This is a genomic window from Bradyrhizobium sp. CIR48 (assembly GCF_014198315.1).
Taxonomy (GTDB): domain Bacteria; phylum Pseudomonadota; class Alphaproteobacteria; order Rhizobiales; family Xanthobacteraceae; genus Bradyrhizobium.
In genome coordinates, this window is sequence record NZ_JACIHG010000007.1 from 128,658 (window position 1) to 150,142 (window position 21,485).

General features: G+C 65.7%; 23 protein-coding genes, 2 tRNA genes and 1 pseudogene. 14 read left to right on the forward strand and 12 right to left on the reverse strand.

Annotated elements, in window-relative coordinates; all coding sequences use genetic code 11:
- Positions 1-24 precede the first annotated feature (24 nt).
- On the reverse strand, positions 25-279 hold the full coding sequence (locus tag GGD66_RS22040; RefSeq protein ID WP_018322174.1) for a hypothetical protein: 255 nt from the start codon (positions 277-279) through the stop codon (positions 25-27).
- A 305-nt stretch (positions 280-584) separates the two neighbouring features.
- The gene (locus GGD66_RS22045; RefSeq protein ID WP_183259004.1) at positions 585-959 is read right to left on the reverse strand and encodes a hypothetical protein; all 375 of its coding nucleotides are present in this window, start codon (positions 957-959) and stop codon (positions 585-587) included.
- On the opposite strand from GGD66_RS22045, the gene GGD66_RS22050 reads away from it, so the two are divergent.
- Positions 958-1,224, forward strand: a complete 267-nt coding sequence (locus tag GGD66_RS22050; protein WP_143109081.1) for a hypothetical protein — start codon at positions 958-960, stop codon at positions 1,222-1,224. The genes GGD66_RS22045 and GGD66_RS22050 overlap by 2 nt on opposite strands.
- Positions 1,225-1,227: 3 nt before the next feature.
- Here GGD66_RS22050 and GGD66_RS22055 read toward each other — a convergent pair whose 3' ends face one another.
- Positions 1,228-1,428 carry a hypothetical protein gene (locus tag GGD66_RS22055; RefSeq protein WP_018322178.1) on the reverse strand — a complete coding sequence of 67 codons (201 nt, stop codon included), beginning with the start codon at positions 1,426-1,428 and terminating at the stop codon, positions 1,228-1,230.
- A gap of 246 nt (positions 1,429-1,674) precedes the next feature.
- On the opposite strand from GGD66_RS22055, the gene GGD66_RS22060 reads away from it, so the two are divergent.
- From GGD66_RS22060 to GGD66_RS22075, 4 genes are all read left to right on the forward strand, one after another.
- Complete coding sequence (locus GGD66_RS22060) at positions 1,675-3,372, forward strand: methyl-accepting chemotaxis protein (RefSeq protein ID WP_183259005.1); 1,698 nt, start codon at positions 1,675-1,677, stop codon at positions 3,370-3,372.
- A gap of 197 nt (positions 3,373-3,569) precedes the next feature.
- On the forward strand, positions 3,570-4,283 hold the full coding sequence (locus tag GGD66_RS22065; protein WP_092260339.1) for a class I SAM-dependent methyltransferase: 714 nt from the start codon (positions 3,570-3,572) through the stop codon (positions 4,281-4,283).
- Between the two features lie 99 nt (positions 4,284-4,382).
- Positions 4,383-6,215 carry a PQQ-binding-like beta-propeller repeat protein gene (locus GGD66_RS22070; RefSeq protein ID WP_183259006.1) on the forward strand — a complete coding sequence of 611 codons (1,833 nt, stop codon included), beginning with the start codon at positions 4,383-4,385 and terminating at the stop codon, positions 6,213-6,215.
- Between the two features lie 229 nt (positions 6,216-6,444).
- The gene (locus GGD66_RS22075; protein WP_183259007.1) at positions 6,445-6,858 is read left to right on the forward strand and encodes a GFA family protein; all 414 of its coding nucleotides are present in this window, start codon (positions 6,445-6,447) and stop codon (positions 6,856-6,858) included.
- 18 nt (positions 6,859-6,876) lie between these two features.
- Here the strand turns inward: GGD66_RS22075 and GGD66_RS22080 are convergent.
- Together GGD66_RS22080 and GGD66_RS22085 are read right to left on the reverse strand one after the other, a co-directional pair.
- Positions 6,877-6,951: transfer RNA gene (locus tag GGD66_RS22080), tRNA-Thr, on the reverse strand.
- Between the two features lie 164 nt (positions 6,952-7,115).
- Positions 7,116-7,610: a hypothetical protein gene (locus tag GGD66_RS22085; RefSeq protein WP_092260335.1), complete on the reverse strand. Its 495-nt coding sequence runs from the start codon at positions 7,608-7,610 to the stop codon at positions 7,116-7,118.
- A gap of 282 nt (positions 7,611-7,892) precedes the next feature.
- Between GGD66_RS22085 and GGD66_RS22090 the strand changes: the two genes are divergently transcribed.
- Both GGD66_RS22090 and GGD66_RS22095 read left to right on the forward strand, forming a co-directional pair.
- The gene (locus GGD66_RS22090; RefSeq protein ID WP_092260333.1) at positions 7,893-8,378 is read left to right on the forward strand and encodes a hypothetical protein; all 486 of its coding nucleotides are present in this window, start codon (positions 7,893-7,895) and stop codon (positions 8,376-8,378) included.
- Positions 8,379-8,421: 43 nt separating this feature from the next.
- The gene (locus tag GGD66_RS22095; RefSeq protein WP_183259008.1) at positions 8,422-8,913 is read left to right on the forward strand and encodes a hypothetical protein; all 492 of its coding nucleotides are present in this window, start codon (positions 8,422-8,424) and stop codon (positions 8,911-8,913) included.
- Positions 8,914-9,134: 221 nt separating this feature from the next.
- Here GGD66_RS22095 and GGD66_RS22100 read toward each other — a convergent pair.
- A tRNA-Tyr gene (locus GGD66_RS22100) sits at positions 9,135-9,220 on the reverse strand.
- Between the two features lie 206 nt (positions 9,221-9,426).
- On the opposite strand from GGD66_RS22100, the gene rlmB reads away from it, so the two are divergent.
- Positions 9,427-10,254, forward strand: a complete 828-nt coding sequence (gene rlmB, locus GGD66_RS22105; protein WP_177237291.1) for a 23S rRNA (guanosine(2251)-2'-O)-methyltransferase RlmB — start codon at positions 9,427-9,429, stop codon at positions 10,252-10,254.
- A gap of 17 nt (positions 10,255-10,271) precedes the next feature.
- Here the strand turns inward: rlmB and GGD66_RS22110 are convergent, their stop codons facing one another.
- Positions 10,272-11,303, reverse strand: coding sequence for an LLM class flavin-dependent oxidoreductase (locus GGD66_RS22110; RefSeq protein ID WP_183259009.1), 1,032 nt, complete (start codon positions 11,301-11,303; stop codon positions 10,272-10,274).
- A 150-nt stretch (positions 11,304-11,453) separates the two neighbouring features.
- Positions 11,454-12,401, reverse strand: a complete 948-nt coding sequence (locus tag GGD66_RS22115; RefSeq protein ID WP_283806125.1) for a LysR family transcriptional regulator — start codon at positions 12,399-12,401, stop codon at positions 11,454-11,456.
- Between the two features lie 87 nt (positions 12,402-12,488).
- On the opposite strand from GGD66_RS22115, the gene GGD66_RS22120 reads away from it, so the two are divergent.
- From GGD66_RS22120 to GGD66_RS22130, 3 genes are read left to right on the forward strand one after another with little or no spacing between them, the layout of a single operon-like run.
- Positions 12,489-13,847: an MFS transporter gene (locus tag GGD66_RS22120; protein WP_183259010.1), complete on the forward strand. Its 1,359-nt coding sequence runs from the start codon at positions 12,489-12,491 to the stop codon at positions 13,845-13,847.
- Positions 13,844-14,341: a GAF domain-containing protein gene (locus tag GGD66_RS22125; RefSeq protein WP_183259011.1), complete on the forward strand. Its 498-nt coding sequence runs from the start codon at positions 13,844-13,846 to the stop codon at positions 14,339-14,341. Before GGD66_RS22120 ends, GGD66_RS22125 begins: the two co-directional genes overlap by 4 nt.
- Before the next feature lie 17 nt (positions 14,342-14,358).
- Positions 14,359-15,606, forward strand: a complete 1,248-nt coding sequence (locus tag GGD66_RS22130; protein ID WP_183259012.1) for an amidohydrolase family protein — start codon at positions 14,359-14,361, stop codon at positions 15,604-15,606.
- 40 nt (positions 15,607-15,646) lie between these two features.
- On the opposite strand, the gene GGD66_RS22135 is transcribed toward GGD66_RS22130, so the two are convergent.
- Together GGD66_RS22135 and GGD66_RS22140 are read right to left on the reverse strand one after the other, a co-directional pair.
- Positions 15,647-16,627, reverse strand: coding sequence for an NADPH:quinone oxidoreductase family protein (locus GGD66_RS22135; RefSeq protein WP_183259013.1), 981 nt, complete (start codon positions 16,625-16,627; stop codon positions 15,647-15,649).
- 56 nt (positions 16,628-16,683) lie between these two features.
- The gene (locus tag GGD66_RS22140) at positions 16,684-18,741 is read right to left on the reverse strand and encodes an ATP-dependent helicase (protein ID WP_183259014.1); all 2,058 of its coding nucleotides are present in this window, start codon (positions 18,739-18,741) and stop codon (positions 16,684-16,686) included.
- 127 nt (positions 18,742-18,868) lie between these two features.
- On the opposite strand from GGD66_RS22140, the pseudogene GGD66_RS22145 reads away from it, so the two are divergent.
- A pseudogene (locus GGD66_RS22145) lies at positions 18,869-19,453 on the forward strand (TMEM175 family protein); the annotation flags it as partial.
- Positions 19,454-19,468: 15 nt separating this feature from the next.
- Here GGD66_RS22145 and GGD66_RS22150 read toward each other — a convergent pair.
- Complete coding sequence (locus GGD66_RS22150) at positions 19,469-19,849, reverse strand: YciI family protein (protein ID WP_183259149.1); 381 nt, start codon at positions 19,847-19,849, stop codon at positions 19,469-19,471.
- Positions 19,850-20,061: 212 nt separating this feature from the next.
- Here GGD66_RS22150 and GGD66_RS22155 point away from each other — a divergent pair, with 212 nt between their 5' ends.
- Positions 20,062-20,244: a hypothetical protein gene (locus GGD66_RS22155; protein ID WP_183259015.1), complete on the forward strand. Its 183-nt coding sequence runs from the start codon at positions 20,062-20,064 to the stop codon at positions 20,242-20,244.
- A 22-nt stretch (positions 20,245-20,266) separates the two neighbouring features.
- The gene (locus GGD66_RS22160) at positions 20,267-20,470 is read left to right on the forward strand and encodes a hypothetical protein (protein ID WP_018322198.1); all 204 of its coding nucleotides are present in this window, start codon (positions 20,267-20,269) and stop codon (positions 20,468-20,470) included.
- 12 nt (positions 20,471-20,482) lie between these two features.
- On the opposite strand, the gene GGD66_RS22165 is transcribed toward GGD66_RS22160, so the two are convergent.
- Entirely contained in the window at positions 20,483-21,196 is a 714-nt protein-coding gene (locus GGD66_RS22165; protein ID WP_183259016.1) for an ABC transporter substrate-binding protein, read from the reverse strand.
- Between the last annotated feature and the right edge of the window lie 289 nt (positions 21,197-21,485).

The following is a 21,485-nucleotide window of genomic DNA, read 5'->3' on the forward strand; positions in this document are numbered from 1 at the left end:
CTTGGCGGCCTCCGCCGCCAGATCTCACGGATTCAGCTCGAGCTCCATTTTCGACTGGCGGTCGGCCTCGGCCTTGTTTCGAGCGGGGTCCTCACCCTGCGCGACCCGGCAGGGCTTGATCTCGTAGTCGTTGTCGAGCACCCGGCGCGGCCCAGGACGGTCCTCGTCGGCGCTGACGTCGACGACCAGGCCGCTCCGATACGCGAGCTTCCAGACGTCGGATTCACTCGGATAGGCCTTGCTGATCTGGGCGTCGTTGCAGAACAAGGCGTAGGGCATTCTTCCCGCTCCCGGAAAGCGCATTAACGACCTCATGGGCCGGCGGTTCCGGGGGGCAGGCGATCACGGGGCCGTGATCGGGCTGCCGGGGCCTCTGAGTCCTTAACGAGTCCTGAATCGGGAAAAAAAGAATCCTTGGGACTCGTTTGGCGGAATCAGCGGATGTTTTCCGCCATGACGAGCGACCTGAAGACCTCCTGCGGGCACATGCTCCTGCCGCTGACGCTGGCGTTATTCGGCGCCTGCGCGGCCAATCTTTGGCTGGTGTGGTCCTGGCTATAGGCCCCTCTGACGGGAGGGGGGCCTTATTTTCTGGCCGGTGGGGCCGGGGAGTCGTGGATGGCGGCGCGCAATCTGGTCAGGGTTTTGGCACAATATTCCTCGCGCTCGCGCTCGAACCGCTCCTGATGCTTGCGGAAATTGGCGATGCGGGCCTGCATCTCGGTGCGGAAATCACCGATCGCCCGCGGTGGCGGCAGAGGCGTGGGTGGGGGCGGTACCGGAGCTTGCGGCAGTTCGATCTCGACTGCGGCGGCCTTCACGGCAACGATTTCGACCGCGACGGTCGTGGCAACCGAGGTCCCGTCCGGCTGAAGGACGTCATCCTTTCTTCCAGTTACCGATTGGACGAAGGCCAGTGTCTGCGCGATCAGCGCGTCGCGTTCCGCGATCCATTTCATGATCCACCTCAGCCGGCCCCATTCCAGCAAAGCGGCTGCGCCGAATCAAGGCGGTAAACAGGGGATTGCATATTTTTCCCGGTCACCCGACATTAGTCGGATGGATTCCGGAAAAGAACGGTCGGACGAAGTGGAGGGCCTGAGGCTCATCCGCGCGTTCTTGTCGCTACCGCCCGACAAGCGGGCGGAGGTGATCGCGTTCGTCGAGGAATTGGCGCGTGCGCATGGCCGGCCCGAGGAGGGCACGCAGGCGTCGCCGAGGTGAGCGCTATCGCTGGCGCGGATTGATGTTGGGCTCGAACGGTGCGCCAACCACCCGGACCGGTGTCTGAACCGGTGTCCGGGTGACGTCGATCACGGCTGTCTCCGCGACCCGCTTTTCGGGGGCCGGCGAAAGCATCGGCTCCAACAACGTCAATGTCCCGGCCACGGCGACACAGCACAACGCCACCGTCGCCAGCAGAAACATATTTCGGTTTTCTTCCCTGATCCGCATAGGTCGACAACGGCTGACGCGGAGGCTCGGTTCCGGGCTGGCGATGCCGATCGCGCGACCGAAAACGGGCCGAAGCTTACGCCAGGCTTACGCTGGAGCGCAGAAGGGTTATTTTTGCGTAAGAATACCCGGGCGAATTGAGGTTAAATCTTAACATCCGCCGGTTCCAATGCACGGTGCTGGGATTATCGCCGGCAGCACCATCATTGGACGGCACAAATGAGCTTTTTGAACAATCTGAAGATCGTCTGGAAGGTCGCGTTGATCGTGACCGTGATGGGGTGTGCGATGATCGCCGTCGCGGCCTTTGGCGTGCGCGAACTTTCCGCGACCGTCGACGGTTTCGGCGAGCTCTCCGCCGCGCAATCCTCCTCTCTCAACCTCACCCGCGCCCAGCGCCGCGCCGAGACCTACCACGCGGCGCTCTATGCGGTGTTCACCGAGGCAACCGAGGCGGGCAATGCCAAACGCCTCAAGACCGCGACCCAGAACCGCGACGAAATCCGTCAATTCCTCGATGCGGCCGAGCAGGACGACCCATCGCGCGCCGGCGAGCTGAAGAGCATCGGCGACCAGTTGAAAGCCGCTTTCATCGGCTGCGATCCGGTGCTCCAGGCCGGCTCACAGGCCAGCAGCACGGAAGAGAACGTCAGGGCAGCCGAACGCGCGCACAAGGAGTGCGATCCCCTGATCGATGCGGCCCTGCTGCGCATCGCCAAGTTCACGACCGAAACCGGTCAGGCTGTGGCCAAGCGAAAGGACGCCATCAACCGCGACGCTCACGCCGCGACCTGGACCGTGATCGGCGTCAGCGCCGGCGGCCTGATCTTGGGCATTGCGATCGCGCTGTTCATCGGCCTCAAGGCGATGTCGCAGCCGATCGCCCGGCTCAAGCTCGCCATGGAGGGACTTGCCCGCAACGATCTCAAGACCGAGGTGCCCGAGAAGGACCGGCGCGACGAGATCGGCGACATGGCCAAGACGGTCGAAGTGTTCAAGACCAATGCACTGGAAGTCGAGCGCCTCAAGGCTGCACAGCTCGAAGCCGAGAAGCAGGCTGCCGAGCAACGCCGCCGCGACATGGTCAACCTCGCCGACGGCTTTGAACGTGCAGTCGGCGAAATCATCGACACGGTCGGATCCGCCTCCACCGAGCTCGAAGCCTCGTCCTCGACGCTGGCGACCACCGCGCAGCGCGCGCAGGAGCTGACCTCGGTCGTCGCAGTCGCGTCCGGCGAAGCCACCGGCAACGTACAGTCGGTCGCGACCGCCACGGAGGAGCTGTCCTCCTCGGTCAACGAGATCAGCCGGCAGGTGCAGGAATCCGCGCGAATGGCGGGCGAAGCCGTCGCCCAGGCCCGCACCACGACGGAGCGGGTCAGCGAGCTCTCGGTTGCCGCGACGCGGATCGGCGACGTCGTCGAGCTCATCAACACCATTGCCGGCCAGACCAACCTTTTGGCACTGAACGCCACGATCGAAGCGGCGCGGGCGGGCGAGGCCGGCCGCGGTTTCGCGGTCGTCGCTTCTGAGGTGAAGACGCTGGCCGAGCAGACCGCGAAGGCGACCGGCGAGATCAGCCAGCAGATCTCCGGCATTCAGACCGCGACCCAGGAATCCGTCAACGCGATCCGCGATATCTCGATGACCATCGAGCGGCTGTCGGAGGTGTCTTCGACCATTGCCGCGGCCGTCGAGGAGCAGGGTGCCGCGACCCAGGAGATCTCGCGTAACGTCCAGCAGGCCGCTCACGGCACCCAGCAGGTCTCCACGAACATCACCGACGTGCAGCGCGGCGCGGCCGAGACCGGCTCGGCCTCCTCGCAGGTGCTCTCGACCGCCAAGATGCTGGCGACCGACAGCAACCGGCTCAAGGACGAGGTCGGGAAATTCCTGCGGACGGTGCGTACGGCCTGAGTGTGCGCGGCGGCTTTCATGCCGCGCCCTCGATCACGCCAGCAGGAAACCGAGCACGAACACGAGCAGCATGGCCGTCATGACGACGGCCGTCACCGCGCCGGCGACGATCTTGGCCTTCTCTGTCGGGGTGGTCGAGCGCATCGGACGCGAGTATAGCGTGTTTGCACCGGAGTCTCGACCTTGAGTCCGATCCCATGATCTCCAATCGTCCTCCCGTGCTCGCCCACGAACGCTTCGTCGCCGACCGCGACAACTTCTCAGGGCTAGATCTCGCCGCGCGGTTCGAGCGGATCGAGAGGACGAACCTTTGGGGCGCGGCCAGTTCGGTGTCCGGCCTCGGCTCGGAGGACCCCGCGACTGCCGCGATCCGGGACGCGTTGCCGCCGCTGCTGCAGCGGCTCGGCGCGCGCTCGCTGCTCGATGCGCCCTGCGGCGATGCCGGCTGGATCGGCCGCCTCAATCTCGATCTCGATTACATCGGCATCGACATCGTGCGGTCGCTGATCGAGACCAACAACGCGCGTGCGGCGCGCGGCGAATTGTCCGGCCGATTCCTGGTGGCCGATATCACGTGCGATGCATTGCCGCGCGCCGATCTGATCCTGTGCCGGGACTGCCTGGTGCATCTGTGTTTTCAGAACATCGCCCGCGTGATCGCCCGCTTTCGCGAGAGCGGCGCGCAATTCCTGCTCGCCACGACGTTTCCGGAGTGGGAGGAAAACCGCGATTGCGAGGATGGCGACTGGCGCGCCCTCAATATGACGACGGCGCCGTTCGACTGGCCGGCGCCGCGCGAATTGATCGACGAGCGCTGTGAGGAGGGCGATGGCGGCTGGCGCGACAAGAGCCTCGGGCTCTGGCGGCTGGATGAGTTGCCGGGTCGCGTCCGCACGGCCACGGATGTGTGACAGCTGCGGGCGGAACGTCCATTGCATCAGTGATCGCCCCGGCGATAGACTTTGGGTTGTGTAGCGATCTCGTATTGCGGTGACCTGCCGGAGCCCACCATGAGAGCACGTGCTGTCCTGGCCGCGTTGTTGATCTGGTGCAGCGCGCCGGCGCTGGCCCAGCAGGAGGGGGCCGCGCTCTATGCCGCGCATTGCGCGCAATGCCACGACGGCGATGTGCAGACCCGCGTGCCGGGCCGCGGCGCCCTACAGGCGATGTCGTTCGACCATGTGCTGGCGGCGTTGACCTCCGGCAGCATGGCGGCGATGGCAAAGGATCGCAGCGACGCGGAACGCCGCGCGATAGCGTCCTTCGTCACCGGCAAGATCGCGACCGGCGGCGTTGCGGCCGACGCGGAAGGTCGTTGTACGCAGCAGGCCAGCGGTTTTCCGCAAGCCCTTGACGGTCCGCGCTGGAACGGATGGGGCGTCGACACCAACAACAGCCGATTCCAGCCCGCCGACATGGCGGGGCTGACGGCGGAACAGGTACCGCGCCTGCGGTTGAAATGGGCCTATGCATTCCCCGGCGCCTCGGTGTCGTTTGCGCCGCCGACCATCGTGGGCGGAATGCTGTTCATCGGCGGCACCGATCGCAAGGTGCACGCGCTCGACGCGCGCAGCGGCTGCACGCTGTGGACGCTGGCGATCGATGCGGCGGTGCGCGCCGCGATCAGCTTTGCGCCGCTTCCTGGCTCCGACCAGTTCGCGATCTTCTTCGGCGATTTGCGCGCCAACGCCTATGCCGTGAACGCGCTGACCGGCGCGCTGATCTGGAAAACGAAGGTCGAGGAGCATGCCGCCGCGCGCATCACCGGCGCGCCGACGCTGCATTCCGGCGTGCTCTACGTGCCGGTGTCCTCGATCGAGGAAGCGGCGGGCTCGCAGGCCAGCTACGAATGCTGCACCTTCCGCGGCAGCGTGGTGGCGCTGGACGCGGTGACCGGCAAGCTGGTCTGGCAGGCCTATACGATTCCGGAAGTGCCGCATCCGACCGGCAAGAGTGCGAGGGGCACGCAGCTGTTCGGTCCGTCCGGCGCCGCGATCTGGTCGGCACCGACGATCGATGCGAAGCGGGGCGCCGTCTATGTCGCAACCAGCAATTCGTACTCGAACCCGCCGGCGGTAACCGCCGATGCGATCCTCGCTTTCGAGCTTGCGACCGGGAAGCTGCTCTGGAAGCAGCAGGCGACGCCGAAGGATGCCTTTGTCGTGGCGTGCTTCACCGCGGACAAGTCCAATTGTCCCGAGGATCACGGACCCGATCACGATTTCGGCCAGTCGCCGATCCTCGTGACCTTGCGCGACGGCAGACGCGTGCTCGTCATCGCGCAGAAATCCGGCGTCGTGCACGCGCTCGATCCCGACGAGGGCGGCAAGATCCTGTGGCAGACCCGGATCGGGAAGGGCGGAGCGCTCGGCGGCAGCGAATGGGGCTCGGCCGCGGACGGTGAGCGCATCTATGTCGCCAACTCCGACGTGCGCTTCATGCGTGACGGCACGCGGCAACTCGATTCCACGCAAGGCGGCGGCCTGTTCGGACTTGACCTCGCCAGCGGCAAGATCGCGATGGAAGTGCCGCCGGTCGCCTGCGGCGACCGCCCCAAATGCAGCCCCGCGCTCTCGGCGGCAGTGAGTCTGATCCCGGGCGTGGTGTTCTCCGGCGGCGTCAGCGGCTTCCTGCGCGCCTATGCCACCGACGGCAAGCTGCTCTGGGAGTTCGACACCGCGCAGGATTTCAAGGCCGTGAACGGCGTCCCCGCCCATGGCGGCGCGATCGACGGCCCCGGGCCGGTCATCGCCGGCGGCATGCTTTACACCAATTCCGGCTACGGCCAATGGAGCGGCGTCACCGGCAACGTGCTGCTGGCGTTCGAGGTGGGGACGGAGTGAGAATCTCGCCGCCATGTCCCCGACGCGCTGCAACGCCTTCAGCGTTGCGGCGCTGAGCCGGGACCCAGAAAGCGGTACGGAGGAATGCGGCGCGATGGGCCCCCGCTCTGCAGCGCATCGCCGAAGAGGCGCTGCACTGCGTCCGGGGCACAGGTCGGGGCTGCTTCGTCAACCTCGTCATCGGCGCCTCCCTTTCAACTTGCATCCCGACCAACGAGGAGAGAATTCGATGATCGATGCCAGATGCAGCTGCGGTTCTCTCGCGCTGTCGCTTCCGGAACCATCGCGCCTCGTCGTTGCCTGTCATTGCCTAGACTGCCAGCGGCGAACCGGAGCGCCGTTCGGCGTCGGCGCCTTCTATCCGGTGGAGACCGTCACGATTACAGGGACGCCAAAGCCCTACGTCCGGACAGCCGCAAGCGGCGGCAAGGTCCGCAGCTATTTTTGTCCCGAGTGCGGCTCGACGGTCTATTGGCAAGCCGAGAATTTGCCCGCGATGATCGGCGTCGCCGTCGGCGCGATCGCAAATCCCGATTTTCCACCGCCGATCAGATCGGTGTTCGAGCAGTCGAAACACGGCTGGGTGGAGATGTCAGGCGCCGAGCACTTCCAGCAAGGCAGCGCGCCGAAGCGTTCGCGCTGAGATCTGTATGCCAGATGCTGGTGCCGGCTGAGGGGATTGAACCCCCGACCTTCGGTTTACAAAACCGCTGCTCTACCGCTGAGCTAAGCCGGCGACGCCTGGAGGCGGGCAGGGCCGGCATGGGCCGGGGTGTCCACCCGTTGCGCGCCGCAATACCAGACTTGATCGGAAAGCGCCACAACCGGAAACGTCGTGGCCGCAGACATGAATCAGGCGGCCCCAAGGCCGCCTGATCTCTCGCATCGATTTAGACCGCCTTATTGGCAGATGTGCCGGCGGCCGTCTGCGCCCTTGAACCAGGTGCCGGGCGTACAGACGAAGCCGTTACGCTGGGCGTAGGTGCGGGTGTCCCAGCCACGATTGTCCCAGCCGCGGTTGTCCCACGAATTGTCGTAGGCGTAGGAATTGTCCCAGGCGCGGAACGGCGCGCTGGCAATCGCGCCCGCGGTGCCGATCGCAGCGCCGGCTACGCCGGCCGCAACGTCGGTCGGCCAGAAGCCGGTGCGGCTCCTGTTCCAGTCGTTATTCCAGTCGCCATTGGCCTGACGGTAGGAATTGGTTTGACGATACGACACGCGGCGATGGCGCGATCCGCGATCGGTGTAGGGATTGCCGGGGCCGAGATTCTGGCAATTGGCGTTGGGGAATTGCGCCGAGCAGCGTCCGGGTTCGTTGACGACCGCCTGCGCCATGGCCGAGCCTGCCAGCATGGTCGCCGCAATCGCCGTCGCTCCAAGAAGTTTGATGTTCATGGTTGTTGGCTCCCATTTTGTTGACGGGGGCTAAACGCTTGCGGCGCCGGACGTTCCGATGAAACCGGTGGATTTTCTCGCAAGCGGCGGTCAAACCGATGTGAGCAGCCGCGGTTCCGCTTGGCGAAGCCACATGCCGTTAATGCTTCGCTAGTCCGCCTTGCAGCATTTGAGTGGCGCGCAATCCTTACACATTAGGCTTACCGGAATTTGGTGAGCGGGCCTTAACCCTCTCTGCGCCGCGATCGGATAGGTTGCCGCCGCATAACCGGGGTCCCCCTCATGCGCGTTGTGGCGCTCGCTGCCTTTCTGATCGGACTGCCCGCGACGGCGTTTGCCGACAGCGGCTTCGATATCGTTGTCCCCGGCCGGCCCGGCGTGCCGATCATCATCAACAACATCGACGCGTCCTATGCCGTGGTCGAGGGTGTCTGGGGCCTGGGCAAGAACCAGCAGGTGCAGCCCACGATCTATGGCGGGCGCTATATCGCCGAGCGGCAGCCTGCCGACGTTGGCCATTATTATCCGACGCTGGGCCTGCGGCCCGGCTACGGCCGGCTCGAGGTCGAGCCGCCCGCGAACCGAAAATTGCCGAAGCCTGCCGAGAGCTACCACCAGAGCTGGGGTGCGCAATCGGCGCCGCTGCCGCCGCAGATGGACGTGCCCGTCGATCCGCCGCCGGTGATCCTCGCGCCTGAAATCAACGATCGTCCGCGGCCACCGCGACCGCGGCCGCATGTCCAAGTCCCCGGCAAGCCGCCGGGTTAAGAAACGTCAAAATTCAACAAACGAAAATCAACAGGAGAGAGTAATGCGTCAAATGATTTCGGGACTGGTTGCGGCGGCTGCCGTGATGTTCGCCGCCACCGGGCCCGCTGCGGCCTGCGGCTTCACCAGCTGCGCGCCGGTTGCGCCGGTCTATACCGGCTGCAACACCGGCTGCGGCGGCTATGGTTATGGATACGGCTATGGCTACGGCGCCTATGAGCGTCTCGCCGAGCCGACCACACAGTACTACTACGTCAACCAGGGCCCGACCTACACCGGTCCGGGCGCGTTCGCGCCGTATCCGACCTACCGTGAAGACGCGGTCGTCGCGCCCGCCAATTATGGCTACGGCTATCGCGCCGCCGTGGCTCCCTATCACCGCCCGTACTACCGTCCGTATCGCTACGGCTACGGCCCGCGCTACGGCTATCTGCCGCGCACGCACTATGGCTACGGTCCGCGCTACGGCTACGCCCACCGCCACGCGCCGATGCCGTACTACGGCGGTCACCGCGTGCTGCGCCGCTATTACTGATCTCTGATCGGTTGAGCTAACGAGACGCCCGTTCGCGCGATGCGGACGGGCGTTTTGTTTTTTTTGCGACGTGCGCGTGGTCGCGATTGGAATCGATCGGGGCTGTCAGCCCGCCTGCGCCTGCCGGCTACGGCGTGGCAGCCTTCGCTCGCTTCGCTCGCTTCGCTGAATGATGTTCTGGATTGGCTTGCCGAGCCGTAGCTCGCGAAGCGAGCGAAGGCTGGTGGGGGAGGCAGGACTCGAACCTGCGAAGCCATGAGGCGGCTGATTTACAGTCAGCTCCCTTTGCCACTCGGGACACTCCCCCGCTCGACGGCAGCACAATCGGGCCGGACCTTGCCGGCGACCGAAGACGGCCATGGAACGTGAAGGCCGCGACAGCCCGGATGGGGGCGCGACCGGGCGCGGTTATGGGCGATCCGGTGGGGCAAAGTCAACCGAGGCGAACAGCTAAAATCGCCTCCCAAGCCACCCAAATTGCCATATTCCGGGACCCGTGACACAAGCGAGCCCATGAAGGACAAAAAATTCACCTCCAGGGGTCCCCGCGGCGGGGCTAAGCCCTTCAACAGGCCCGGGAAATCGGGCGGCCGGCCGGCCTGGCGCGACCGCGATTCGCACCCCGACGGGCCGGTCATCCTCTATGGCTGGCACACCGTCACCATGGCGCTGGCCAACCCGGAGCGGCGGATCCGCAAGCTGACGCTGACCGAGAACGCTGCGAAGCGACTTGCGGACGAGAACATCGAGACCCGCGTCACGCCCGAGATCGTCCGGCCCCAGGAGATCGACCGTCTGCTCTCGCCCGATGCCGTACATCAGGGCCTGCTTGCGGAAGCCGATCCTCTGCCTTCACCTGATATCGAGAGCTTGAAGCAAGAAGGCATGGTGCTGGTGCTCGACCAGATCACCGACCCGCACAATGTCGGCGCGATCCTGCGCTCCGCCGCAGCGTTCGCGGTGAAGGCGATCGTCACCACTGCCCGCCACAGCCCGGAAGCCACCGGCGTGCTCGCCAAGGCCGCCTCCGGCGCGCTGGAACTGGTGCCTGTTGTGACCGTGCAGAACCTCGCTCGCGCCCTGACGACCCTGAACGAAATCGGCTTCCAGACCGTCGGGCTGGACAGCGAAGGCAGCGCGGATCTCAGCGACGTCGCGCTGCGCGAGCCGCTCGCGCTGGTGCTCGGCGCCGAAGGCAAGGGTCTGCGGCAATTGACCCGCGAGACCTGCAGCGTCGTGGCGCGGCTCGATATGCCCGGTGAGATCAAGAGCCTCAATGTCTCCAACGCCGCCGTGCTCTCGCTCTATGTCGGCGCGAGCCGGCTCGGGTTGATGAAGTAGGCGGCTGCGTCAAGCCGCTACCCCATCATCTCCCGCACCATCGGCACCACCTTCCGCCCATAAAGCTCGATGCTCTTCATCAGCTTCTCGTGCGGCAAGGGTCCCGCCGAATACTTCAACTGAAACCGCGAAACACCAAGTGTCTTCGCCGTCCTGGCGATCTTGCGCGCGACCGTCTCCGGCGATCCCGCATAGAGCGAGCCGTGCTCGACCTCGTTGACGAACTCGTCGCGGCCCATCGGGGGCCAGCCGCGTTCCTTGCCGATGCGGTCGCGCATGACCTTGTAGTCGGGCCATAGCTCTTCGCGCGCCTCTTCATCCGTCTCGGCGACATAGCCGGGCGAATGCACACCGATCGGCTGCGCGGGGCGGCCGAATTCCTTGGCGGCGCGGTGATGGAGATCGACGAAGGGCGTAAAGCGCGCGGGATCGCCGCCGATGATCGCGAGCATCAGGGGCAGGTCATAATGCGCAGCGCGCACCACCGATTGCGGACTGCCGCCGACGCCGATCCAGGTCTTAAGCCGGCCGTTCTCGACCGGGGGATAGACCAGCTGATCCCTCAGCGGCGGACGCAGCTTGCCTTCCCAGGTCACCGGCTTCTGCGACAGCAGTGCGGCGAACAGGTCGAGCTTCTCCTCGAACAGCTCTTCGTACTTGCGCAGATCGAAGCCGAACAGCGGAAAGGATTCGGTGAACGAGCCGCGGCCGAGGATCACCTCGGCGCGCCCGTTCGAGAGCGCATCCAGCGTCGCAAAGCGCTGGAACACGCGGATGGGATCGTCCGAAGACAGCACCGTCACGGCCGAGCCGAGATGGATGCGCTTGGTGCGCGATGCGATCGCGGCGAGCACGGTCTCCGGCGAGGAGATCGCAAAATCGGCGCGATGGTGCTCGCCGAGGCCAATGAAGTCGAGGCCAAGCTCGTCGGCCAGCACCGCTTCGTCGACGACATTGCGGATCACCTGCGCGTGCGGAAGCATCGCGCCTGCGGCGTCCCTGGTGACGTCGCCAAAAGTATCCAGTCCGAATTGAAGCGATGCGGTCATCGGTGAGGTCTCTGCGGACGCAGCTTGCGCTTGTCGCTGTGGGAGGGGATCGTTTGCGGTGGAGCTAGGCCCCGGCGGCCGGTGCAACAATGCTGCTTCGAGAAACCCACCGTTTCCTTTTTGGATGGTGTCAGGCCTGTGCCCGAGTATTCAGTCGGACTTGGCGAACATCTCGACCAGGGTCTCGCGCAGCCAGCGCTGCGCCGGCACGGTGTCGTTGCGCTGGTGCCAGAACAGGCTGACGATGCGCGGCGGCGCCTTGAGCGGCAGCGGCATGGCGTGCAGGAACGGCGCGTGCCGGGATTGCGAGCGCAGATCGCTCGGCAGCACGGCGATCAGGTCGGACTGGCGCACCACCTCGTAAGCGGCGCTGTAGTGGTTGACGGTCGCGACCAGATTGCGCGACAGACCGCGAGAGGCGAGGAAGAGATCGTAGGACGGCAGGGTCTTGCCGGCGAGGCTCACATCGACATGGCCTGCGCCGAGGAAGCTGCGCGTGCTCAGCCGCTTCTGGGCGGCGAGCGGATGGCCGCGCCGCATGAAGCAGGCATAGTCGACCGTCCACAACGAGCGCGAGCGGATGGCGGCCGGCTGCTGCGCTTCGTTGACATAGACGCTGAGCACGCAATCGACGCGATTGTCTTCGAGCTGATCGGCGATCTCCAGGATGGTGTTGGGAACGGTGTGCACGCGCGCCTTGGGCGCGACCTTGCCGAAATGGCCGAGGAGGTTCGGCATCACCAGCGAGGCGACGTAATCCGACATCGACAGGCTGAACTCGGTCTGCGCGCGGCGCGGATCGAACACCTGCTCGTCGAGCGCGCCGCGGACGCTTTCGAGCGCCTCGCCGATCGGCTCCCACAACACCACGGCGCGCTGGGTCGGACGGATGCCGGTGCCGGATCTGACGAACAGGGGATCGCCGAGCGCGTCGCGCAGCCGTGCCAGTGCGTTGCTGACCGCGGGCTGCGTCATCAGCAGCGCGTTTGCAGCGCGCGTGACGCTGCCCTCGGTCATCAGGGCTTCGAAGACTTTCAGCAGGTTGAGGTCGAGCGATCGAAACGACAGAACATTCACCGTGGTGATGTATGGGATCACGATTATAAATTATGACGATAATATCTCTTTGTCTATGGTTCCCCCAGGGACTTGCGGATGCCGGGCCGCCGGACAGAGGGGACTTACATGTCGATGATCTCGGCGCGCATCGAGCGCCTGCCATTCGCACGCTTCCACACGCATCTGTTGTTGATGGGCGGGCTCGGCTACATGTTCGACGCGATGGACGCGGCCGTGCTGGCGTTCATCCTGCCGGTGCTGCGCACCGCCTGGAATCTGACGAGCGTGCAGATCGGCGTGCTCGGTAGCAGCACCTATATCGGCTTCCTGTTCGGCGCGTTGCTGGCGGGCACGCTTGGCGACCTGATCGGTCGCCGTGCGGTGATGATGTCGGCGCTGGCGCTCTATTGTGCCGCATCGATCGTCAGCGCCGCCGTGGACAGCTGGCCGTCCTTCTTCGCCGCCCGCGTCGTCGCCGGCATGGGCACCGGCGCCGAGAGCGCGATCATCGCGCCTTACCTCGCCGAGTTCGTGGCGCGGCGCTTCCGCGGCAGCTTCACCGGCGCGCTGGCCGGGTTCTTCTCGTTCGGCTTCGTCGCAGCGGCCTTGCTCGGCTATTTCATCGTGCCCGCCTCTGAGAACGGCTGGCGCATCGTGCTGGTCATCACCGCCGTGCCGGTCGTCATGCTGTTGTGGTGGCGCAGGGCGTTGCCGGAATCGCCGCGCTGGCTGGAAAGCCGGGGCAGGGCGAAGGAAGCCGAAGCGGTGCTGGACAAGATCGAAGCCGGCTTCGCGCGCCAGGGGCATGTGCTGCCACAGCCGGTCGTCGATTCAGTCAGCCCGCCCGTCGCCGGGGGCACGTTGCTTGCCAATTTCGCGGCGCTGCTCGACGGCCGGCAGGCGCGCATCACCGTCATGACCTGGATCATGTGGCTTGCGATCACCTTCAGCTATTATTCCTTCTTCGTCTGGATCCCCGGCCTTCTGGTCCAGAACGGCATGAGCATCACCAAGAGCTTCGCCTATTCGATCGCGATCTATTGCGGGCAGATCCCCGGCTATTTCAGCGCCGCCTGGTTCAACGAGCGCATCGGCCGGCAGGCGACCATTGCGTCCTACATGGTGCTCGGCGGCATCAGCGCGCTCGGGCTCGCCTTCGCGCAGAGCGACCAGCACATCATGGTCGCGGGGATCCTGCTGTCGTTCTTCATGAACGGCACCTATGCCGGCGTCTATGCCTATACCGCAGAGGTGTTCCCGACGCCGGTGCGAACCACCGGCGCCGGCCTTGCCTCGGCGATCGGCCGCATCGGCGCGATCGTCTCGCCGATCCTGGTCGGCTACCTCTATCCCAATTTCGGCTTTGCCGGCGTGTTCGGGATCACCACCAGTGTTCTGCTGATCGGAGCGCTCACCGTCGTGGTGATGGGCGTGCCGACGCGCGGCCGTTCGCTGGAAGATATTGCCGCGGGCGAGGTCGCATGAGGGAGACGACAGGCCGGGCCGATCCGCTGCTCAACGCCGTGGCGGCGGCGCAGGGCAGGGCGGATCAGCCGGAGGCGCTGTTCTCGGCACTGGACGATGCCTTGAAATCGGCGATCGGGCACAAGCTGTTCACGATCCTGACCTATGACGACGACACGTCCGAAGCGGCGCGGATCTATTCCAATCTCCCCGGGCCTTACCCGACGGGCGGCCGCAAGCGCCTCGCGCCGGGACCCTGGACCGAAGCCGTGCTCGACCGCGGCGAGGCCTATATCGGCTATACGCGGGATGATCTGCGCACCGTCTTCTCAGATCACGAGCTGATCGCTTCACTCGGCTGCGAGAGCGTGCTCAACATGCCCGTGCGCTGGCGCGGACGCACGCTCGGCTCGCTCAACCTGCTGCATGAAGCGGGCTGGTACGGTGCAGACGATGTCGCCGCGTGTCTCCCGTTCGCCCAGCTCGCATTGCCCGCGCTGCTCACACAGTCCTGACCGGACAGGAAACGACCATGACTCGCACCCTCTTCAAGAATGCCGCTCTGCTCGATCCGCTTCAGCCGGATTTGCTGGAAGGCCATCACGTGCTGGTCGAGGACAATGTGATCAAGGAGGTCTCGGACCGGCCGCTATCCATCTCAGCCGACCGGACCATCGATCTAAACGGCAAGACCCTGATGCCCGGCCTGATCGACCTGCATGTCCATGCGATCGCGGTGGAGCTCAACCTGGCGCAGCAGGTGCACATGCCGAATGTGCTGGTGACGCTGCGCTCGACGCTGCTGCTGCGCGGCATGTTGCGCCGCGGCTTCACCACGGTCCGCGACGCCGGCGGCGCCGGCCATGCGCTGAAGCAGGCGATCGACACCGGCCTGACCGATGGCCCGCGGCTGTTCGTCTCCGGCCGCGCATTGAGCCAGACCGGCGGGCATGGCGACATGCGGGCGCGCTCGGATTATCTCGCCAGCGACGCGCCATGTCCGTGTTGCGTGCGCGTCGGCGCGCTCGCGCGCGTCGCCGACGGCGTCGACGGCGTGCGCAAGGCGGCGCGCGAGGAGCTGCAGATGGGCGCCGACCAGATCAAGATCATGGCGTCCGGCGGCGTCGCGTCGCCGACCGACCCGGTCGGCGCCTTCGGCTACTCCGAGGACGAGATCCGCGCCATCGTCGAGGAGGCGCGCGGGCGCCAGACCTATGTGCTCGCCCATACCTACACCGCCGCTGCGATCGAGCGCGCGGTTCGCTGCGGCGTGCGCACCATCGAGCACGGCAATCTGGTCGATGCCAAGACCGCGCGCCTGATGGCCGAGAAGGGCGCCTATGTGGTGCCGACGCTCGTCACCTATGAGGCGCTGGCCAATGAGGGCGCGCAATACGGCCTGCCGCCCGAGAGCGTCGCCAAGATCGCCGACGTCCGCGACGCGGGTCTCCGTTCGCTCGCGATCTATCGCGACGCCGGCGTGAAGATGGGGTTCGGCAGCGATTTGCTCGGTCCGTCGCAGCGCCTGCAGAGCGATGAATTCCGCATCCGCGCCGAGATCCTTGGTCCGCGCGCGGTGATCGCCAGCGCGACATTGATCGGCGCCGAGGTGCTGGGCATGGAGGGCAAGCTCGGCCGTATCGCGCCCGAGGCGATCGCGGACCTGCTGGTGGTCGACGGCAATCCGCTCAGCGACGTCGCTTGCCTGCTCGGTCAGGGCGAGCATATTCCGCTGGTGATGAAGGCCGGCAAGGTCCAGTTCGACCGACTGAACGCGTAGTTGCCGCCACGTCACGGGCATCTTCGCCCGTTTGCGCGTCCTATGTCGAGATGCGCACGACCATCTTGCCGAGCGCCCCGCGCGTCTGCATGGTCCTGAACGCTTCCCGGAAGTCGTCCAGGGCAAAGACGCGACCGACCACAGGCTTCAGCTGGCCGTCGGCAAGCCAGCCCGTCAACTGCGACATCAGGCGCTTCTGCACCTCGGGCTCGCGCACGGGAATCTGCGCGAGATCGACACCGAGCAGGGCGCCACCCTTCAGCAGTGGCAGATTGAACGGCAATGCCGGGATCGCGCCGGCGGCAAAACCGACCACGAGATGACGGCCACGCCAGGCGATGGAGCGAAAGGCCTGCACCGAGACGTCGCCTCCGACCGGGTCGAAGATCACGTCGGCACCGTGTCCGCCAGTCAGTTCCTTCAGCGTGTCGCGCCAGCCGGTCTGCGTGTAGTCGATCACAGCGTCGGCGCCATGTTGTTGGGCGAAGGCGCGCTTGTCCGGTGTCGATGCTGCCGCGATCACACTGGCGCCAAGCAGCTTGCCGATCTGGACTGCCGCGATTCCTGTGCCGCCAGCTGCGCCCAGCACCAGCAGCTGTTCGCCTGCGCAGAGCGAGGCGCGTGCGCTTAGCGCATAGAGCGCGGTCAGATAATTGGCGCGAAACGAGGCGGCGACTTCGGCCGCGACGCCGTCGGGCAGGGGATGGAGCGCTTCGGGCCTGACGACGATCTCTTCGGCCAGCGCGCCCGAGCGCGTCATCCCCATCACGCGCATGCCGGGTTGATAGCCGCCGGGGGCGCCGGGCGCGTCCATCACCACCCCCGCGAACTCCGTGCCGGGAACGAAGGGCAGGGGATCCCTGGTCTGATAGCGTCCCTCGATCTTCAAGCCGTCGACGAAGCCGATCCCGGCAGCTTCCACGCGGATGCGCAATTGTCCCGGCTCCATGGACGGGGGCGGAACGTCCTTCAGCTCGATCTGATCGATGGACGCGTAGTGCTCGACGACGACGGCTTTCATGTCGGACCTCTGTGGTTCCAGTTATCCTGACAGGTCCGGATGGCGGTCTCTTGTGTCTACCGCCACATCCCCCGCATCTTCGCCCCGATGTCGATCTTCGGTCCCTGGGCCGCTGTACGTGCTGCACCCGCTGCGGCCTTCGGCCAGGCGGTGCGCTCGAACAGGTAGACCAGGGATTCCGGGATGAAGCGGGTGCGCGAGGCGTAGACGTGGCGGTCGCCCTTGGCGGCCTGGCCGTGGACGAAGAAGCGCTGGGGCACGACGAGGTGCAGATCGTCCTTGGCGCGCGTCATCGCGACATAGAGCAGGCGTCGCTCCTCTTCGAGTTCGGCGCTGGTGCCGGCGCCGAGATCGGACGGCATGCAGCCGTCGACGACGTTGAGCACGAACACCGACTTCCACTCCTGGCCCTTGGCGGAATGGATGGTGGACAGGATCAGATAATCCTCATCGCGCAGCGGCGGCCCGGATTTGTCGCTGGTCGCATCGGGCGGATCGAGCGTGAGCTCGGTCAAAAATTTCTCGCGCGAGGCATAACCGCTCGCGATCTGCTCAAGCTGCATCAGATCGGCGCGGCGCGTCTCGGAATCCTCGTGGAGGCGATCGAGATGCGGCTCGTACCAGAGCCGTACGCGTTCGAGATCGACCGGCCATTCCGAATAGCGCAGGTTCTCGACGGTGCGGACGAAGTCGGTCCAGTCCGCGCCCGTGCGCGCGGGTACCGGGAGCTGGCCCAGCGTGTGAAGCGGATCGGTGCTCTCCGCCATCTGGTCGAGCACGCGCTGTGCGGTCGCGGGGCCGACGCCCGGCAACAGATGCAAAATGCGGAAACCGGCGACACGGTCGCGCGGGTTCTCGGCAAAGCGCAGCAGCGCCAGCACGTCCTTGACGTGCGCGGCGTCGAGGAATTTCAGCCCGCCGAACTTGACGAACGGAATGTTGCGGCGGGTCAGCTCGATCTCGAGCGGGCCGGAATGCGAGGAGGTCCGGAACAGCACCGCCTGGTGCTTGAGCAGCGCGCCTTGCTCGCGGTTCGCCAGCACCTGTTCGACGATGTAGCGCGCCTGGTCGGCCTCGTCGTGCACGGTGACGAGCTGCGGCTTGTGCGAGGCGGTGCGGTCGGTCCACAAATTCTTGGTGAAGCGCTCGCGCGCAAGTCCAATCACGCCATTGGCCGCCGCCAGCACGGTCTGTGTCGAGCGGTAGTTGCGGTCGAGCGTGATCATCTCGGCGCGGGGCGAGAAGCTCTGCGGAAAGTCCAGGATGTTGCGCACGGTGGCGGCGCGGAACGAATAGATCGACTGGGCGTCGTCGCCGACCACGGTGAGCCCGCGTCCGTCGGGCTTGAGCGCCAGGAGGATTGAGGATTGCAGGCGGTTGGTGTCCTGGTATTCGTCGACCAGAACGTGATCGAAGCGGCCGCCGATTTCCTCGGCGATCAACCCATCGCTCATCATCTGCGACCAGTACAGCAGCAGATCGTCGTAATCGAGCACGTGCTGGGCCTGCTTGGCCTCGACATAGGCCGCGAACAGCCCCTTCAGCTCGGCGGCCCAGCCCGCACACCAGGGATAATGTTGGCCGAGCACCTTCTCGATCTCCATCTCGGCGTTGACGCAGCGCGAGTAGATCGACAGGCACGTGCCCTTGGCTGGAAAGCGGCTCTCGGTCTTCGACAGGCCGCGCTCGTGCCGGACCAGGTTCATCAGGTCGGCGGAATCCTCGCGGTCGTGGATGGTGAAGGCGGGATCGACGCCGATCCGTTCGGCATATTCGCGCAGCAGCCGCGCGCCGATGCCATGGAAGGTGCCGGCCCAGGTCAGCGCATCGCGCATGATTGCGGCGTTGTTCTCGCCCAGCACCTTGCGGGCGATGCGCTCGACCCGGCCGGCCATCTCGGCCGCGGCGCGGCGGGAGAACGTCATCAGCAGGATGCGGCGCGGATCGGCGCCGGCGACGATCAGATGCGCGACGCGGTGGGCCAGCGTGTTGGTCTTGCCGGAGCCGGCGCCGGCAATGACGAGCAGGGGAGCGCCCACGGTCGCGCCATCGGCCACGCCATGCTCGACGGCGCGGCGCTGCTCCGCATTGAGCGTGTCCAGATATGTCGCCACGAATCGCCCCGGTGAAAGGGCGAGAGTCGGCGATCCCGTCGCGAATCGCAATGCGGCTGGACGGGACCGGGTTTAGGATTTAGGGGGAAAGACGACCCAAGGTTCCCTCCCGAAAAGCGCCCCCGGCATGACCGAGCTCAAATCCGACCAGTTCGAGATGCGGCGGCTGGAATCGCTCAGCAACACCATTTTCGGTGTCGCCATGACGCTTTTGGCCTACGACCTGCCCAAGGCCGCGGTGTTCACCAGCGCACCCGGCTGGAGCGATCTTGCCCATGTCTATTCCGGCAAGCTCGCCGGCTTCGCGCTCAGCTTCATCATCGCCGGGGTGTTCTGGATCAGCCATCACCGGCGGCTGGCGCGCCAGCCAGTCGGCAGCCGCGGCGCGGTGATCCTCAACCTGTTCTTCCTGCTCTCGATCGTGCTGCTGCCTGTCACCAACGGCCTCTATACCAATTACAGCATGAGCAGTGCGGTTGCGGTGCTCTACGGGCTGCACCTGACCGCGATCGCCGGTCTCAATGCCTGGCTGTGGTGGACCATCCTTGGCAGCTGGCGCTACGAGATCATGGCCTCGCTGTTTCCGCTTCTGGTGTTCATTCCGGGCACGATCGTGGCGGCATTCGCCCCCCACGTCGCGCCTTTCGTCTGGTTCATCGCCTTCGGCGGGCTCCTGATCCAGCGCTTCTACGGTGCGCGGACCGGGCCGGGCGCACGAGGCCGCGCCTCACCCGGACGTCGCGCCGAACCCATCGGCCGGCACGTAAAGCTTGACCGGGCGGATTTCGTAGACCGCAGTCGGATTGACCGCTCGCAGCTTCCGCGCCGCCGCGATCGCCTCCTCCTCGGTGGCGCATTCCATCAGGTGGAAGCCCAGAAGCTGCTCCTTGGTCTCGGCAAACGGGCCGTCCAGCACCATGCCTGCGCCGGCGCCACGTAAGGTGCGGGCCTTTCGGGTCTCATCCAGACGGGCGGCCGGCCCGAACTGCCCGCTGGCCCGCAAGGGGGCCTGAACTTCGATGACCTTGGCCACGACCGCGGCGTCCTGCTCGGGCGTCCAGGACAGGACCTCGTCTTCCACGTGGTAGGCCAGGATGGCGTACAGCATCGTCACCTCGTTGTTTTTCTGCACCGATCCCAAAGGACGTAGCACCGCGGGCGATGCCGACAATCCCCAAACAAGAATTCAAGCACAAAATATTGCGTAGCCATGCCGCGACGAAACCGTCCTGAAACCCGATTGCGGCGTTGCCGTGTGAACGCCGCCGGAAGTGGTCGCGACTGATGACCACAACAACAAGATTTCTGCTGGAGGCGGCAATGTCGGGTCACATCAAGATCATCTGCGACGCACGTCGGGCCGGACAATCTCAGACGGCCGATCTGCACGACCAAAGCGGCCATCACCGCTATTACGGCAGCTCGGCCGAGAATGGCGGCGAGCGCATCGTCGAAAGCCGGCGCGGCAAGCGTCCGCGCTCGCTCGGCGTTTGCGGCTTCTGAAGCCTCGCGCCCGATGTCCCATATGGACGTCCTGCAAATATCGATCGCGGCGATGCCGTTCCTGCTCGCGCTGACGAGCCGGACGGGCAAGGTCATCGTGCCGTGCCTGCTGACGAGCATCTTCACGGTGCTGCTCGGCGGGGAGCCTCACCGCGCAGTCGTGGCCTGGTGCGTCGGCATGCTGATTGCCGCCGTCGCCTTGCGCGAGCGGCTTCGCGCGGGCTGAGCTGGCGGCCCGTTACGGGCCGTTCAAGACCTGTTTGACCAGGGCCTCGCGCAGCGCCGCCAGTTCGCCGCTCGCCTCCATCTGAGCGATCACCTTGCCGACCTCGGGCACCAGGTCGCGATGGCGTTCGTGCAGGTAATGGTAGATGTGGATGCGCTGGAGCGGCGGCGAGAGCGGGTGGATCCTGGCCTGCAGATTGAGTTTCCGCACCGCCGCGAGCCCGCTGAAGAGATCGGTGACCATCACGTCGAAACGATCGGCATCGAGCATCCTGACCATGTTGTCGAGGCCAGTGGTCGCCGTGACGCGGGCCATGCCGCGCGTGCCGGCCTCCGAGGAGCCGACGCCGCGGACGATGCCGATGCGGTAGTCCCTGATCGAATCCCAGCCGGCGACGTCGAACCGGAGTTTGGTCGCAAACACTGCAGGCTCGATATAGTTGATCGCCGGCGTGACCTGGACCAGCGTCGGGTAGTCGCGCGAGAGCGTTCCGATGCGCTGGATCTCGCCGTCGACCGCGCCGGCACTCGACAGTGCGAGCGCACGCTTGCCGGGGACGTCCTCGAACTCCAGCTTGATGTTCAGCCTGGCGTAGACGGCCCGCAGCATCTCGCCGCCGACATATTGATCGGGGATGTCGGCGATGCGCGCCAGCCGGATGACCTCCTGCGCCTGCGATGGACCGCCTGCAAGCAGTGACAGGCAGGCGACGATAATCCGCCACATGACGCGCCTCCTCGTTGCCCGATGCTATCGCTGGATTTCCGATGTCCGCCCGATCTACCGGAGATGGCGCCTGCGCGTGGCCATATCGACACTGCCCGCCCGAGGTGCAGGCGACTTCCGGACTTTCACCGATGTCATTCTACCACGCGAAGTGGTAGTTTGCGCGACAATCCTGCTGCCGGACGCAAGATGGACCCCGCCGACCTCAAGCCGCCCAGGGGTTGACAGGAAATCGGCCGACGGGATCGCCGCGCGCATCGCGGGACGGGGAAGTCTCGACGATCGAAAT

Coding starts and splice junctions, on each gene's coding strand:
- GGD66_RS22040 (WP_018322174.1), bottom strand. CDS start 279: ATGCCCTACGCCTTGTTCTGCAACGACGCCCAGATCAGCAAGGCCTAT.
- GGD66_RS22050 (WP_143109081.1), top strand. CDS start 958: ATGATCCACCTCAGCCGGCCCCATTCCAGCAAAGCGGCTGCGCCGAAT.
- GGD66_RS22045 (WP_183259004.1), bottom strand. CDS start 959: ATGAAATGGATCGCGGAACGCGACGCGCTGATCGCGCAGACACTGGCC.
- GGD66_RS22055 (WP_018322178.1), bottom strand. CDS start 1,428: ATGTTTCTGCTGGCGACGGTGGCGTTGTGCTGTGTCGCCGTGGCCGGG.
- GGD66_RS22060 (WP_183259005.1), top strand. CDS start 1,675: ATGAGCTTTTTGAACAATCTGAAGATCGTCTGGAAGGTCGCGTTGATC.
- GGD66_RS22065 (WP_092260339.1), top strand. CDS start 3,570: ATGATCTCCAATCGTCCTCCCGTGCTCGCCCACGAACGCTTCGTCGCC.
- GGD66_RS22070 (WP_183259006.1), top strand. CDS start 4,383: ATGAGAGCACGTGCTGTCCTGGCCGCGTTGTTGATCTGGTGCAGCGCG.
- GGD66_RS22075 (WP_183259007.1), top strand. CDS start 6,445: ATGATCGATGCCAGATGCAGCTGCGGTTCTCTCGCGCTGTCGCTTCCG.
- GGD66_RS22085 (WP_092260335.1), bottom strand. CDS start 7,610: ATGAACATCAAACTTCTTGGAGCGACGGCGATTGCGGCGACCATGCTG.
- GGD66_RS22090 (WP_092260333.1), top strand. CDS start 7,893: ATGCGCGTTGTGGCGCTCGCTGCCTTTCTGATCGGACTGCCCGCGACG.
- GGD66_RS22095 (WP_183259008.1), top strand. CDS start 8,422: ATGCGTCAAATGATTTCGGGACTGGTTGCGGCGGCTGCCGTGATGTTC.
- rlmB (WP_177237291.1), top strand. CDS start 9,427: ATGAAGGACAAAAAATTCACCTCCAGGGGTCCCCGCGGCGGGGCTAAG.
- GGD66_RS22110 (WP_183259009.1), bottom strand. CDS start 11,303: ATGACCGCATCGCTTCAATTCGGACTGGATACTTTTGGCGACGTCACC.
- GGD66_RS22120 (WP_183259010.1), top strand. CDS start 12,489: ATGTCGATGATCTCGGCGCGCATCGAGCGCCTGCCATTCGCACGCTTC.
- GGD66_RS22125 (WP_183259011.1), top strand. CDS start 13,844: ATGAGGGAGACGACAGGCCGGGCCGATCCGCTGCTCAACGCCGTGGCG.
- GGD66_RS22130 (WP_183259012.1), top strand. CDS start 14,359: ATGACTCGCACCCTCTTCAAGAATGCCGCTCTGCTCGATCCGCTTCAG.
- GGD66_RS22135 (WP_183259013.1), bottom strand. CDS start 16,627: ATGAAAGCCGTCGTCGTCGAGCACTACGCGTCCATCGATCAGATCGAG.
- GGD66_RS22150 (WP_183259149.1), bottom strand. CDS start 19,849: ATGCTGTACGCCATCCTGGCCTACCACGTGGAAGACGAGGTCCTGTCC.
- GGD66_RS22155 (WP_183259015.1), top strand. CDS start 20,062: ATGTCGGGTCACATCAAGATCATCTGCGACGCACGTCGGGCCGGACAA.
- GGD66_RS22160 (WP_018322198.1), top strand. CDS start 20,267: ATGGACGTCCTGCAAATATCGATCGCGGCGATGCCGTTCCTGCTCGCG.
- GGD66_RS22165 (WP_183259016.1), bottom strand. CDS start 21,196: ATGTGGCGGATTATCGTCGCCTGCCTGTCACTGCTTGCAGGCGGTCCA.